A 14068-nucleotide genomic window follows, 5' to 3' on the forward strand; every position below is an offset into this window, starting at 1 on the left:
GTCCTCGCTCACAGCTTCGGCGCAATCTCTTCGGTCCAGATCCGCTCCCGCTGCTCCTGCGTCATGTGGCAGGCGGCCCAGTGCTGGCTGCCGACCTCGGCGAGCTCCGGGCGAACCGTGCGGGTGACGTTGTCCTTCGGGATGTCCGCGTACGGGCAGCGCGGGTTGAAGGCGCAGCCGGACGGGATGTTGATCAGCGAGGGCGGGGAGCCCTTCACCGGGATCAGGCGCTCCTGCTGGTCACGGTCGAGGCGCGGCATCGAACCGAGCAGACCCCAGGTGTAGGGGTGGCGGGGCTCGTAGAACACCTTCTCGGCCGGACCGCGCTCGACGCAGCGCCCGCCGTACATCACCAGGATGTCGTCGGCGAGCTCGGCGACGACGCCCAGGTCGTGGGTGATGATGATGACCGCGGAGCCGAACTCCTTCTGCAGATCCCGGATCAGGTCGAGGATCTGCGCCTGGACGGTCACGTCCAGGGCGGTCGTCGGCTCGTCCGCGATGAGCAGTTCGGGGTTGTTGACCAGCGACATCGCGATCATCGCGCGCTGGCGCATACCGCCGGAGAACTCGTGCGGGTAGTTGTCCACCCGCTTGTCCGGCTGCGGGATGCCGACCCGGTCGAGCATCTCCACCGCACGGCGCTTGGCGGTCTTCTTGTCCACCTTGTGGTGGATGCGGTACGCCTCCACGATCTGCTGGCCGATCGTGTAGTACGGGTGCAGCGCCGACAGCGGGTCCTGGAAGATCATCGCCATCTCGCGGCCACGCAGCTTGCGCACATGGTCCGGGTCGGCGGTGAGCAGCTCGGTGCCGTCCAGCCAGATCTCGCCGGAGATCTGCGCCTTGCGCTTGCCGTACTGACCGGCGGTGTGCAGGCCCATGATGCCGAGCGAGGTCACCGACTTGCCGGAGCCGGACTCGCCCACGATGCCGAGGGTCTTGCCCTTCTCCAGCTTGAAGGAGAGCCCGTCGACGGACTTGACCAGACCGTCGTCGGTCGGGAAGTGCACCTTGAGGTCGCGCACTTCCAGGAAGGAGGTCGGCGCGGGCGAAGCGGGGGTGGGCTCGCCCACGGCCGCTCCGCTCTTGCTGAGTTCGGTCATGCGAGCCTCACTCGGGGGTCGATCACGGCGTAGAGGATGTCCACCACGAGGTTGGCGATCAGCACCGCGAGAGAAGTGATCAGGGTGACGCCCAGAATGATGGGCAGGTCCTGGGTCTTGATGCCGTTGAGCACCGCCTGGCCGAGGCCGGGAAGGCTGAACGTGGTCTCGGTCAGGATCGCGCCGCCGATGAGGGCGCCGAGGTCCATGCCGAGCATGGTCAGGATGGGGGTCATCGTCGAGCGCATGGCGTGCTTGCCGATGACGACCCGCTCCTTGAGGCCCTTCGCGCGGGCGGTGCGGATGTAGTCCTCGCCGAGGATCTCCATCATGGTGGCCCGGGTGATCCGGGCGTACATCGCCGCGTAGAGGAAGGCGAGGGTGATCCAGGGGAGGATCATGCCGCCGAGCCAGCCGGTGAAGCTCTCGTCGAGGGGCACGTACTCGCCCTCGACCCAGCCGAGACTGTACGAGAAGATCGCGAGGCTCAGCAGACCGGTGAAGTAGATCGGGAGGGAGACACCCGCGAGGGCGACCACCATCGCACCGCGGTCCCACAGGCTGCCCCGCTTGAGCGCGGAGAGCACACCCGCGGCCACACCGAACAGCAGCCACAGGAAGGCGGCACCGAGCGCGAGACCCAGGGTCACCGGGAAGCGGTCGGTGATCACCGGCCAGATGGCCTGCTCGGTGCGGAAGGAGTAGCCGAAGCACGGCGCCGCACAGTGCACGGAGTCGCCACCGCCCACATAGGTGCGGCCGGCGAAGAGACCCTTGAAGAACTCCCAGACCTGAGCGTAGATCGGGTCGCTCAGTCCGAGCTTCTGCCGCACGCCCTCGACGGCGGCGGGGTCGGCCTGCTTGCCCACGAAGCTCAAGGCGACGTCGACGCCCGCCCACTTGGGGACGAGGAAGAAGATGCCGAAGACCACCATGATGATGACCACGAGCATCACTGCGGCGGCGAACAGCCGCCTGATGAGGTAAGCGAGCACAGCTCTCGGCCCGCCGCGGGCCGCGGGCCACCGGAGGTCTTCCGGTGGCCCGCGCTCCCACGTCGCCGGCCTTCACCTGCCTTTCGTGCCGTACGGCGGGTGTGCCGGGATTACTTCGCGGACTTCAGACCGAGGTTCACGAAGTCGTACATGCCGCTGTAGTTGTCCGACGTGTAGACGTTCGCGAGACGGTCACCGCGCCAGTTGACGAACTTCTCGAAGACGAACGGCAGGTAGTAGCCGCCGTCCATGACCGCGTGGTTGATGTCCTTCGCGATCGCCAGCTTGCCCGCGTCGTCCTGCGTCTTCACGTAGGTGTCGAACAGGCCGTTGATCTTCTTGTCGTCGATCAGGGCGAAGTTGTTGTTACCGCTCTCGAGGATGTACTTGCCGTCCCACAGCGGCAGACCGAAGCCCTGGACCGACGGGAAGTCGGCGCCCCAGCCCATGATGATGATGCCGTAGCCCTTCTTCTTCACGTTGGAGGGGCTGCCGATGATGCCGGACGTCTGCGAACCGTCGAACTGGTCGATGTTGACGTCGATGCCGACCTTCTTCAGGGAGGCCTGAAGCGACTCGGCGGTGGCGACCTCGACCGGCTTGTTGTTACGGACGGCGATGGTGGTCTTGAAGCCGTTCGGCTTGCCGCAGGCCTTCAGCTCTTCCTTGGCCTTGGCGACGTTGCCGTTCTTGTTCGCGCCGTTCAGCTCGTACGGGTCGTACGACTGGCCCTCGGAACCGGGGACGGTCGGCGGGAGCATGTTGGTGCCGATGTCACCACCGGCGACCGGGCCACCGCGCGCGGTCTGCAGCGAGACGTGGTCGGCGCCGTAGATCACGGCCTTGCGGCAGTGCTCGTTGTCGAACGGCTTCACGCTCTGCGGGAAGGTCGCGTAGCGGATGTAGCCGGAGACCGGGTTGTCCAGGTTGGCCTTGTGCTCCTGGAGGGCGCTGGTGCGGCCCTGCGGGGACAGACCGGTCTGGTTGATGTCCAGGTCGTAGTCACCGGCGAGCAGACGGGCGTCCAGGTCGTTGGCGTTCGAGAAGAACTTGACCGAGATCTTGTCCGGGTACGCCTTGCGGATCGGGTCCGAGGCCTGGCTCCACTTGTCGTTGCGGACCAGGACCAGGTCCTTGCCCGGGCTGTACGACTGGAACTTGTACGGACCGGAGGAGAACGGCTTCAGGCCGTACTTGGACTTGGTGTCCTTGTCCTGGCGGACCGGGGAGGCCGAGACCAGGGCGAGGATCTCCTCGAAGTCGGCGTTGGGCTCCGGCAGGTGGAAGACGACGGTCTTGTCGTCCGGAGTGTCGATCGCCTTCAGACCGAGCTTGTCGGCGGAGGAGTCCTTGTACGGGCCCTTGTACTCGCCCTTGGGGTCGAGGACGTCCTTCAGGTAGACCGGGCCGCCGGACAGCACGTCCTGCGCCCAGACGCGCTCGATGCCGTACTTGACGTCCTTGGAGGTGATCTCCTTGCCGTCCTCCCACGTGATGCCGTCACGCAGGGTGTACGTGTAGGTCTTGCCGCCGTCGGTGACCTTGGCGAGACCGGTGGCGAGGTCCGGGGTGAGCTCCGTGCCCTTCTCGCCCGGAGCCGCGGCACCGGTGACGAGCTGGCGGCTGTAGTAGCGCGCGAAGTTCCACATGAAGCCGTAGTAACCGCGCGTGGTGTCCCACGAGTCGGCGTCCTGGGCACCGGCGAACTTCAGCTCGCCGCCCTTCTTGGCGAGCGAGGCCTGGGCGACCTTGTTGTTCGCGGCGTTGAAGCCGGCCGCGCCCGTCGAGGAGCCCTTGCCGTTGCCGCTGTCGTCATCGCCGCCGCCGCACGCCGCCGTCGTCAGCAGCGCGGCGACCGCGGCGGCAGCGGCGAACGCCTGCTTCCGCCGCCCTGAGGTGCGTTGGGTAGTCACGATCTCGGATCCTCCGGATTTGATGAGAGACCCCGTGTTGGTGCCACGGGACGCTTTGTGTACGGCAGTTCAGCGGGATCCCTTCGGGTCCAGCGCGTCCCGCACGCCGTCGCCGAAGAGATTGAAGGCAAGAACCGTGATGAAGATCGCTACACCCGGGACCACCATGTAGGTGGGGTCCGACTTGTAGTAGTCGATCGCGTTCGAGAGCATCTGCCCCCAGGAGGCCGTGGGCGGCTTGACGCCCACGCCCAGGAAGCTGAGCGCCGCCTCGGTGAGGATGTTGGTGGGGATCATCATCGTCGTGTACACGATGATCGGCGCGACGAGGTTGGGCAGCAGTTCCTTGAACAGGATGTAGAGCCGCCCGGCGCCGAGCGAACGGGCCGCTTCGACGTATTCACGCTCGCGCAGCGAGAGCGTCTGGCCACGCACCACGCGTCCGATGTAGGGCCAGCCGAAGAACCCGATGACCAGGATCATCACGAACAGGCGCACGCCCGTGCCGGACAGTCCGAGCATCTCGTTCGGCATGACGGAGACCAGCGCGATGATGAACAGCAGCTGCGGGAAGGCCAGCAGACCGTCCATGACCCGGCTGATGGCGGAGTCGATCCAGCCGCCGAAGAAGCCGGCCAGGACGCCCAGAACGGTACCGATGATCACGGCGACGATCGCGGACAGGAAGCCGACGAGCAGCGAGATCCGGGCGCCGTAGACGATACGGGCGAAGATGTCACGGCCGTTGACCGGCTCGACGCCCAGCCAGTGGTCGCCGCTCATGCCGCCGAAGGACCCCTTGGGGGTGCCGAACAGCGGGTCGATCAGGTCCTTGTCGTTGTACGTGTTCGGGTCCTGGCCGTAGAGGCTGGTGATCACGGGCGCGAGCAGTGCGACCGCGATGAGGAGGAGCACGACGATGCCGCCCGCGAGGGCGAGTTTGTCCCGCTTCAAACGCTCCCAGGCGATCCGGCCCAGGGAACGTCCCTGTACGGCCTTGGCGCCGGCGTTGACCGCCGCTTCTTCGGCCGCGCTCGGGGCCGCTTCCGCGGTCGGCTCGTGCAATGGTGCCGTCATCTGGCAGGGACCCCTCTCAACCGGCGGTAGCCGGCCCGCACTTGCCGCTGTAGCGGCGTGATCAGTCCGTCGTACACAGGGGCGAACCCACCCCTGGTGCGGGAGTCTTCAACGCTTTGGCGATCTGTTGCCAGACTTGGCGAGGAAAGGATGCATAAACGTGATGCGGGCTGCAGGGTTCCGTTATCCGGACAGCAGGTAACGGCCGTCGGACGCAGGCCAGTTGGGGCAATACGGGCCTCACGGGGCCTTCTGCCCTCATCTACGCGCGCAGACACACTCCCGTAACACGAGAGCCTGTGGCCGGTTCGGCTCAGTAGCCGCCGGGCGCCGGAGGGTAGCCGTACCCGGCCGCCGGCGCCTGCGCCGGGGCCGCGTGTGCCTCGCGGTCGTAGAAGGGACGGGCACCGGCCCGCATCCACATCGCGACCGGGTCGTACTCGTCGGACATGGCGACCGTCGACACCGGCAGTCCGTCCGGGACCGCGCCGATGGACTGCTGCATCATCGCGCGCACCGAGTCGACGGCGGGCGGGCTGGTGTCGTAGACGTCGAGCCCGATGGCGAGGTACGGCGCCCCGAGCGCCGGCTGCACCCAGGCGCGGCGCAGCGAGCGGACGGCCGGGGTGCGGTGGGCGTTCTGCGCGATCAGGGCGTAGAACTGCGGGATCTCGATGCCGGGTTCCGACAGCCGGAGGGGGCCCGCGGGCTGGCGCTCCAGGCCGGTCGCGATCCGGCGCAGGTCGAGCCAGGGGATGCCGACGCCGCCGCCGGGGGCGTGCGGGTTCAGCCAGAGACCGAACTGGTCCGGGTAGAGGGTGCGCGCCACGTCGACTCCGTCGACGACCTCGTACGAGCGGTTCCAACCGCTCGCGCTCAGTTCCTGGGCGGAGGTGACACAGGGCGCGTAGCCGTGGCCGTCGACCTCCATGTTTCCGTACTGGGCGTCCGGGGAGCCCGCCTGGCCGTGCCAGAGGAGCATCCAGATCTGGCCGGAGGAGGGGGTGGCGAGGGCGCGGAGGAGTGCCTCGTAGGCGTCATAGCGCCCTGGCGTCACCTGGCGCAGCATGTGCTCGACCGTGCCGGTCGCTGTGCCGCTGGCACTCACCTTCTACCGCCCCTTCGGGAAAGTTTCGTAGTCGGAAACAGCTTAAGCGTTGAGAGCTCGGGGCTTGCGGTGGTCCGCGGGTGCGGGTCGGTGGGGGCTGGTCGCGCCCACGCGGCGGAGCCGCACATCGACACAGCCCCGCGCCCCTGGGTACGTCTACATGCCCTGCGTGTAGAACGGACGTACCTTTTCGCGCAGCCAATGCCCCACCGGGTCGTCCGCCACGTCCAGCAGGACCAGGTTGACCGGCCAGGCCACCGGGGCCCGGCCCAGCGCCCGGCCCAGGGCGTCCATCGGGAGGGTACGCAAATCGCCCTCCCATGGGGAGAGTTCCACGCCCACGAACATCACGGGCTCCGCCGTCTCGATGGCGGCCAGGCAGCGGCGGGCCGTCAGGACGACTCCCGTCGCGGCGAACTCGGCGGAGGCGGCGGCGAGGAAGTCCACCGGGTCGTCCTGCCAGTCGGGCTCGTAGAGCTTGACGCGGCCGCCGCTGTTGGGGCCGTCCAGCGGGGTGCGGCCCACCCGGCACAGCTCCGCCACGGCGGCCGGCGGCAGGGGGACGCCGACCACGCCGTCCGGGTTGAGGGCCAGGCCGAGCTGCGGCGGGAGGCCGCGCGCGAACTCCACCGCGGGGGCGACGGTGTACGACATGTGCGCCCCGGCGACCTGACGGAACTGCTCCTCCGAGCTGAAGACCGGGACGTAGGCCTGGCCCTCGATCTGGAGGGTGGGCAGATCGAGGGGGCCGGTGTGGGCGCCGCCGCCGTTCGGCAGGGGGATCCAGACGAAGCTGCGGCCGAGGACCTCGATGATCCGGCCGCCGGCCCCGGGCACGCCGAGGGAGGCCGAGAGCACCTCCTCCAGCTCGTTGCCGGGCCATCCGCCGCCGTGCGGATGGGGGTGTGCCTGTGCCGGGAAGTCCTGTGCCGGGAAGTCCATCTGTCCGTCCGCCTGCCGAGTACCGCTGATGTGGCTGAAAGGCTAACGGGTGACGGGCCCCTGGCGCCCTGGCCGTCAGCCCGCGAACCCGATGCGGCGCAGGGCGCGCCGGCCGGTGAACCCGACCTGGCGCAGGCGCGTCAGCCCGCTAACCCGACCCGGCACAGAACCGTCAGTCCGCGAACCCGATCCGGCGCAGGGCGCGTCAGCCCGTGAAGCCGACCCGGCGCAGACCCGTCAGCCCGTGAAGCCGACCCGGCGCAGACCCGTCAGCCCGTGAAGCCGACCCGGCGCAGACCCGTCAGCCCGTGAAGCCGATGCGGCGCAGGGCGTCTGCTGCCTGCCGGTCCAGGAGGATCGCCGAGCCAACGCCCTGTGGGAGTTCGCCCTTCTCCACCGAGCGGATCAGGCGGGCGGCCGCCGTGCGGTGGCGGAGGAAGGCGTAGCGCGAGACGCCCCGGCCGCGCTCGCGCTGGCCCTGGAGCGCGGTGTCCGGGGTGACGTCGAGCAGCAGCAGGTGCAGTGTGCCGCCGCGGCGCCGGGCCGCGCGGGCCAGCCAGCCGCGCACCCAGGTCTGGGTGCCGCAGTCGTGCACCACGACCCCCTCGCCGGAGCGCAGGGCGCGGCGCAGACCGACGTAGTGGGCGAAGCGGACCAGGGGACGGTAGAGCGCGTACGGCAGAAGGCGGGGCGCGCGGGCGTCCCAGCGGTCGCGGGTGTCCTGGGAGTCGATCCGGGCGCCCTTGACGGCGCGTCGCATCAGGGTCGACTTGCCGCTGCCGGGCAGGCCGGTGATCACGACCAGGTCGGCCGGGGCGAAGAGCAGGGCGTGCGGGGTGTGGCCGGCGCGGTCGCGCAGGTCACGCACGACCGGCCGCGGTGCGCATGCCTCCTGGGCCGGAGCGGTCGGCTGTGCGGGCAGCGCGACGGCCGAGGTGGTGGCGTACGCAGTGGGCCTGTTCACCGTGATCGTCCTCCTCCGGGGTCAGGGGGTTCCCCTCCCCACCGAGCGTAAAGAGAAGGTAATGGGGTGTCTCTCTTGTTTTGGTGATCGTCCTGCCACAAGCCAGTTACAAAGGCCACGCCAGGTGCGGCCCTGCCGTTGATGACGGATGCGTGCAATGATGTCCGCGCCAACTGCATACCGGCCGTTTGAATCCGCGCGGGAGAGTCCCCACCACTGGTTGGGGCGCCGAAGGAGCAAGTCCCTCCCTTGAATCTCTCAGGCCCCGTTACCGCGCGGGCGAGGCACATCTGAAAAGCGAGCCGCCCTCCGGTGGCTCCACCCAAGGTGCAAGTCATGTCCCCTACGGTCATGGCGAACCTCTCAGGTTCCGATGACAGATGGGGAGGAACGACCTCGCCTGTCATGCCTTGGGAGACAACCGTCCGATGAGCAATGAACCCCGTCTGACCGCGCTCGACGCCCTGCATCGCGCGCTCGGCGCGACGATGACCGACTTCGCCGGCTGGGACATGCCCCTGCGCTACGGCTCCGAGCGCGACGAGCACAACGCCGTGCGGACGAGGGCCGGGCTCTTCGACCTTTCCCACATGGGCGAGATCACGGTGACCGGGCCTGAGGCCGCCCAGCTGCTGAACTTCGCCCTCGTCGGCAACATCGCCTCCGTCGGCGTCGGCCGCGCCCGCTACACCATGATCTGCCGCGAGGACGGTGGCATCCTCGACGACCTGATCGTCTACCGGCTCGAAGACACCGAGGCCGCTTCTTCTGAATACCTGGTCGTCGCCAACGCCTCCAACGCCCAGGTCGTCCTCGACGCGCTCGTCGAGCGCTCCGCCGGCTTCGACGCCGAGGTGCGCGACGACCGGGACGCGTACGCGCTGCTCGCAGTCCAGGGCCCCGAGTCCCCCGGCATCCTCGCGTCCCTCACCGACGCCGACCTCGACGGACTCAAGTACTACGCCGGTCTGCCCGGCACGGTCGCCGGCGTCCCGGCGCTGATCGCCCGCACCGGCTACACCGGCGAGGACGGCTTCGAGCTGTTCGTGAAGCCGGAGCACGCGGTCGAGCTGTGGCAGGCGCTGACCAAGGCCGGCGAGGGCGTCGGTCTGGTCCCCTGCGGCCTGTCCTGCCGGGACACCCTGCGCCTGGAGGCGGGCATGCCGCTGTACGGGCATGAGCTGAACACCTCGCTCACCCCCTTCGACGCCGGGCTCGGCCGGGTGGTGAAGTTCGAGAAGGAGGGCGACTTCGTGGGGCGCGAGGCGCTTCAGGAGGCCGCCGCCCGGTCCGCCGAGAACCCGCCCCGCGTCCTCGTCGGCCTGATCGCCGAGGGCCGCCGCGTCCCGCGCGCCGGGTACACCGTGGTCGCCGACGGCCAGGTGATCGGCGAGGTCACCTCCGGCGCCCCCTCGCCCACCCTGGGCAAGCCGATCGCGATGGCGTACGTCGACGCCGCGCACGCCGCTCCGGGCACCTCCGGCGTCGGGGTGGACATCCGGGGCACCCACGAGCCGTACGAGGTCGTGGCTCTCCCCTTCTACAAGCGGCAGAAGTAGACACTGGACGCCAGGTCGCGCGTCCGCACGTGACCCTGCGCACATTTCCGCTGCTCACGCACGTTCCCAGCAGTCCCGGACATTCATCATCACCCCGCGTACAGGAGAATTCAGGCCATGAGCAACCCCCAGCAGCTGCGCTACAGCAAGGAGCACGAGTGGCTGTCGGGCGCCGAGGACGGCGTCTCGACGGTCGGCATCACGGAGCACGCGGCCAACGCGCTCGGCGATGTCGTCTTCGTGCAGCTCCCGGAGGTCGGTGACACGGTGACCGCGGGCGAGACCTGCGGCGAGCTGGAGTCGACCAAGTCGGTCAGCGACCTGTACTCCCCCGTCTCCGGTGAGGTCACCGAGGTCAACGAGGACGTCGTCAACGACCCGTCGCTGGTGAACTCCGCCCCCTTCGAGGGCGGCTGGCTGTTCAAGGTACGCATCGCGGACGAGCCGGCCGACCTGCTCTCCGCCGACGAGTACACCGCCTTTTCCGCCGGCTGAGGAGTCGTAGACGTATGTCCGTCCTGAACACGTCCCTGCATGAGCTCGACCCGGAGGTCGCCGCCGCGGTCGACGCCGAGCTGAACCGTCAGCAGTCCACCCTGGAGATGATCGCGAGCGAGAACTTCGCCCCGCTCGCGGTCATGGAGGCCCAGGGCTCGGTCCTGACCAACAAGTACGCCGAGGGCTACCCCGGCCGCCGCTACTACGGCGGCTGCGAGCACGTCGACGTCGCCGAACAGATCGCCATCGACCGGATCAAGGAACTGTTCGGCGCCGAGTACGCCAACGTCCAGCCCCACTCCGGCGCCTCCGCCAACCAGGCCGCCCTCTTCGCCCTCGCCTCCCCCGGCGACACCATCCTCGGCCTCGACCTCGCCCACGGCGGCCACCTCACCCACGGCATGCGCCTGAACTTCTCCGGCAAGCAGTTCAACGTGGTCGCCTACCACGTCGACGACGCCGGACTCGTCGACATGGCCGAGGTCGAACGCCTCGCCAAGGAACACCGCCCCAAGGTGATCATCGCCGGCTGGTCCGCCTACCCGCGCCAGCTGGACTTCGCCGAATTCCGGCGCATCGCCGACGAGGTCGAGGCCTACCTGTGGGTCGACATGGCCCACTTCGCCGGCCTCGTCGCCGCAGGACTGCACCCCAACCCCGTCGAACACGCCGACGTGGTCACCTCCACCACCCACAAGACCCTCGGCGGCCCGCGCGGCGGCATCATCCTCGCCAAGCAGACCTTCGCCAAGAAACTCAACTCCTCCGTCTTCCCCGGCTTCCAGGGCGGCCCCCTGGAACACGTGATCGCCGCGAAGGCGGTCTCCTTCAAGGTCGCCGCCTCCGAGGAGTTCAAGGAGCGCCAGCGGCGTACCGTGGAGGGTGCACGCATCCTCGCCGAGCGCCTGACCGCGGCGGACGCCCGCGAGGCCGGGATCAACGTGCTCTCCGGCGGCACGGACGTGCACCTGATCCTGGTGGACCTGCGCGAGTCCGAACTGGACGGACAGCAGGCCGAGGACCGTCTCCACGAGGTCGGCATCACGGTCAACCGCAACGCCGTCCCCAACGACCCGCGCCCCCCGATGGTGACCTCCGGCCTGCGCATCGGCACCCCGGCCCTGGCCACCCGCGGCTTCACCGCCGCCGACTTCACCGAGGTCGCGGACGTGATCGCGTCGGCGCTGAAGCCGTCGTACGACGTCGAAAGCCTCAAGACCCGGGTCAGGGCACTCGCCGACAAGCACCCGCTTTACCCCGGTCTGAACAAGTAGTTCCCTGGTGGGGGCACCCGATGGCGTGTGCCCCCACCCTTTCTTTAGGAGTTCCCGTGGCCATCTCGGTCTTCGACCTGTTCTCGATCGGCATCGGTCCGTCGAGCTCGCACACGGTCGGCCCGATGCGTGCGGCCCGTATGTTCGCCCGCCGTCTGCGCAACGAGGGCGTGCTGTCCTCGGTGGCGACGGTCCGCTCGGAGCTGTACGGCTCCCTGGGCGCGACCGGCCACGGCCACGGCACACCCAAGGCGGTGCTGCTGGGTCTGGAGGGCGCGTCCCCTCGTACGGTGGACGTCGAGACCGCGGACGACCGGGTGTCGTCGATCAAGGACACGGGGCGGCTGAACCTGCTGGGTGAGCGTGAGATCGCGTTCTCCTACGACGACGATCTGGTCCTGCACCGCCGCAAGACGCTCCCCTACCACGCGAACGGCATGACGCTGTGGGCGTTCGACGCGTCCGGGGCGGAGCTGCTGTCGAAGACGTACTACTCGGTCGGCGGCGGGTTCGTCGTCGACGAGGACGCGGTGGGCGCGGACCGCATCAAGCTGGACGACACGGTCCTGAAGTACCCCTTCCGCACCGGCGACGAGCTGCTCCGCCTGACGAAGGAGACCGGCCTGTCGATCTCCGCCCTCATGCTGGAGAACGAGCTTTCCTGGCGCACGGAGGACGAGATCCGGTCCGGGCTCCTCGACATCTGGCGCGTCATGCAGGCCTGCGTCTCACGCGGCATGAGCCGTGAGGGCATCCTGCCGGGCGGACTCCGGGTCAAGCGCCGCGCCGCCGTCACCGCCCGCCAACTCCGGGCGGAGGGCGACCCGTTGGCGCACGCGATGGAGTGGATCACGCTCTACGCGATGGCGGTGAACGAGGAGAACGCGGCCGGTGGGCGCGTGGTGACAGCCCCGACGAACGGCGCGGCCGGCATCATCCCCGCCGTCCTGCACTACTACATCAACTTCGTTCCGGGCGCCGACGAGGACGGGGTCGTGCGGTTCCTGCTGGCCGCCGGCGCCATCGGCATGCTCTTCAAGGAGAACGCCTCCATCTCCGGCGCCGAGGTCGGCTGCCAGGGCGAGGTCGGCTCCGCCTGCTCCATGGCCGCCGGCGCGCTGGCGGAGGTGCTGGGCGGCTCCCCGGAGCAGGTCGAGAACGCCGCCGAGATCGGCATGGAACACAACCTCGGCCTCACCTGCGACCCCGTCGGCGGACTCGTCCAGATCCCCTGCATCGAACGCAACGGCATGGCCGCCGTCAAGGCCGTCACCGCCGCACGCATGGCCATGCGCGGCGACGGCTCCCACAAGGTCTCCCTCGACAAGGTCATCAAGACCATGAAGGAGACCGGCGCCGACATGAGCGTCAAGTACAAGGAAACGGCTCGGGGCGGACTCGCGGTGAACATCATCGAGTGCTGAACGGGCAAGGGGCCTCCATGCCAAGGTGGTTGGCGATTCACCCGCCGACCCCTGCCCCCCAACGGCACTTCAGGGAGCCCCCATGCTGCGCGGCATCGACGTAAGCGCCTACCAGTCCTCCTCCTACAGCACCGACGGCCTCTCCTTCGTCTTCGTCAAGGCGACGGAGGGGCGGACGTACACCAACCCCAAACTCGCGGCCCAGACGAAGCGGGCCCGGGACGCGGGGCTGGTCGTCGGCTTCTATCACTTCCTCTGGCCGGGCAACCTGACGGCCCAGGCGGAGTACTTCGTGAGCAAGGCCCCGGAGCGGGCGGGCGACATCCTCGCCGTGGACTGGGAGACCACGGGCGAGGGGACGCACGCGACCAACGCGGAGAAGGACCGGTTCATCCGGAAGGTGAAGGAGCTGCGGCCGGACAACCGGGTCGTCCTCTACACGAACCGGAACTACTGGCTGAACATCGACACGACCTCCTACGCGGGGGACGGTCTCTGGATCGCCGACTATGTGACGGCGGGCAAGCCCCGCATCAAGGCGAAGTGGCGCTTCCACCAGTACACCGACGACCCGCTGGACAAGAACGTGGCGGACTTCACGAGCAAGGCCGCACTGCGCGAATGGGCCGAGGACGCCTGACGTAGAGTCCGTGCCATGGGCGGGAAGATCACTGCGGTCAGCAGCAACGGGACCTACTCCTTCACCAAACCCAACCGGGAGAGCATCACGCTGCTCGCCGGGCTGGGAGTCGAAGGGGATGTGCACGCCGGGGTGACGGTCAAGCACCGGTCCCGGGTGGCGAGGGACCCCTCTCAGCCGAATCTGCGCCAGGTGCACCTTCTTCACCAGGAGCTGTTCGACGAGGTCAGGGAAGCCGGCATCGAGGTCGGCGCCGGGGAGCTCGGGGAGAACGTCACCACACAGGGCATCGATCTGCTCGCGCTGCCCGTCGGGGCCCGGCTGCGCCTCGGCGAGCGGGCCGTCGTCGAGGTGACCGGGCTGCGGAACCCCTGTCTTCAGATCGACAACTTCCGGCAAGGGCTGCTGAAGCAGGTCGTCACCCGGGACGCCGAGGGGAAGCTCCGGCTCAAGGGCGGGATCATGAGCGTCGTCCTGGAGGGCGGGGTCGTGCGGCCCGGCGACGGGATCGTGGTGGAGCTGCCGGACGGGCCGCACGTGCCCTTGGAGATCGTCTGACCGTCGGCAG

13 protein-coding genes and 1 riboswitch are annotated in these 14068 nt (G+C 68.8%); of the genes, 6 read left to right on the top strand and 7 right to left on the bottom strand.

All coding sequences use genetic code 11. From position 1 onward, the window contains the following. Nucleotides 1-8 precede the first annotated feature (8 nt). The 7 genes from OG885_RS14505 to OG885_RS14535 all read right to left on the bottom strand — a co-directional run bounded on the left by OG885_RS14505 (nucleotide 9) and on the right by OG885_RS14535 (nucleotide 8105). Nucleotides 9-1106, bottom strand: coding sequence for an ABC transporter ATP-binding protein (locus OG885_RS14505; protein WP_405730983.1), 1098 nt, complete (start codon nucleotides 1104-1106; stop codon nucleotides 9-11). After that, nucleotides 1103-2101, bottom strand: a complete 999-nt coding sequence (locus OG885_RS14510) for an ABC transporter permease (protein WP_405730985.1) — start codon at nucleotides 2099-2101, stop codon at nucleotides 1103-1105. The genes OG885_RS14505 and OG885_RS14510 overlap by 4 nt, the downstream gene beginning before the upstream one ends. Before the next feature lie 110 nt (nucleotides 2102-2211). Then, nucleotides 2212-4014, bottom strand: a complete 1803-nt coding sequence (locus OG885_RS14515) for an ABC transporter substrate-binding protein (protein ID WP_405730987.1) — start codon at nucleotides 4012-4014, stop codon at nucleotides 2212-2214. A 69-nt stretch (nucleotides 4015-4083) separates the two neighbouring features. After that, nucleotides 4084-5091: an ABC transporter permease gene (locus OG885_RS14520; protein WP_405730989.1), complete on the bottom strand. Its 1008-nt coding sequence runs from the start codon at nucleotides 5089-5091 to the stop codon at nucleotides 4084-4086. A 313-nt stretch (nucleotides 5092-5404) separates the two neighbouring features. Further along, complete coding sequence (locus tag OG885_RS14525; RefSeq protein ID WP_399966545.1) at nucleotides 5405-6199, bottom strand: enhanced serine sensitivity protein SseB C-terminal domain-containing protein; 795 nt, start codon at nucleotides 6197-6199, stop codon at nucleotides 5405-5407. A 156-nt stretch (nucleotides 6200-6355) separates the two neighbouring features. Further along, entirely contained in the window at nucleotides 6356-7141 is a 786-nt protein-coding gene (locus tag OG885_RS14530) for an enhanced serine sensitivity protein SseB (RefSeq protein WP_405730992.1), read from the bottom strand. Nucleotides 7142-7442: 301 nt separating this feature from the next. Then, nucleotides 7443-8105: an AAA family ATPase gene (locus tag OG885_RS14535; protein WP_405730994.1), complete on the bottom strand. Its 663-nt coding sequence runs from the start codon at nucleotides 8103-8105 to the stop codon at nucleotides 7443-7445. 189 nt (nucleotides 8106-8294) lie between these two features. Continuing rightward, a riboswitch (glycine riboswitch) is annotated at nucleotides 8295-8389 on the top strand. Nucleotides 8390-8533: 144 nt separating this feature from the next. On the opposite strand from OG885_RS14535, the gene gcvT reads away from it, so the two are divergent. The 6 genes from gcvT (at nucleotide 8534) to OG885_RS14565 (ending at nucleotide 14058) form a co-directional block, all read left to right on the top strand. Further along, entirely contained in the window at nucleotides 8534-9664 is a 1131-nt protein-coding gene (gene gcvT / locus OG885_RS14540) for a glycine cleavage system aminomethyltransferase GcvT (RefSeq protein ID WP_405730996.1), read from the top strand. Between the two features lie 117 nt (nucleotides 9665-9781). Continuing rightward, complete coding sequence (gene gcvH / locus OG885_RS14545) at nucleotides 9782-10159, top strand: glycine cleavage system protein GcvH (RefSeq protein ID WP_405730998.1); 378 nt, start codon at nucleotides 9782-9784, stop codon at nucleotides 10157-10159. Nucleotides 10160-10173: 14 nt separating this feature from the next. Beyond that, entirely contained in the window at nucleotides 10174-11436 is a 1263-nt protein-coding gene (gene glyA, locus OG885_RS14550) for a serine hydroxymethyltransferase (RefSeq protein ID WP_405731000.1), read from the top strand. Between the two features lie 56 nt (nucleotides 11437-11492). After that, nucleotides 11493-12860 carry an L-serine ammonia-lyase gene (locus tag OG885_RS14555; protein ID WP_405731002.1) on the top strand — a complete coding sequence of 456 codons (1368 nt, stop codon included), beginning with the start codon at nucleotides 11493-11495 and terminating at the stop codon, nucleotides 12858-12860. Between the two features lie 82 nt (nucleotides 12861-12942). Then, nucleotides 12943-13500, top strand: a complete 558-nt coding sequence (locus OG885_RS14560; RefSeq protein WP_405731004.1) for a glycoside hydrolase family 25 protein — start codon at nucleotides 12943-12945, stop codon at nucleotides 13498-13500. A gap of 15 nt (nucleotides 13501-13515) precedes the next feature. Next, on the top strand, nucleotides 13516-14058 hold the full coding sequence (locus OG885_RS14565; protein WP_405731006.1) for an MOSC domain-containing protein: 543 nt from the start codon (nucleotides 13516-13518) through the stop codon (nucleotides 14056-14058). Nucleotides 14059-14068: the final 10 nt, after the last annotated feature.

Source organism: Streptomyces sp. NBC_00028, assembly GCF_045041065.1.
Taxonomy (GTDB): Bacteria; Actinomycetota; Actinomycetes; order Streptomycetales; family Streptomycetaceae; genus Streptomyces.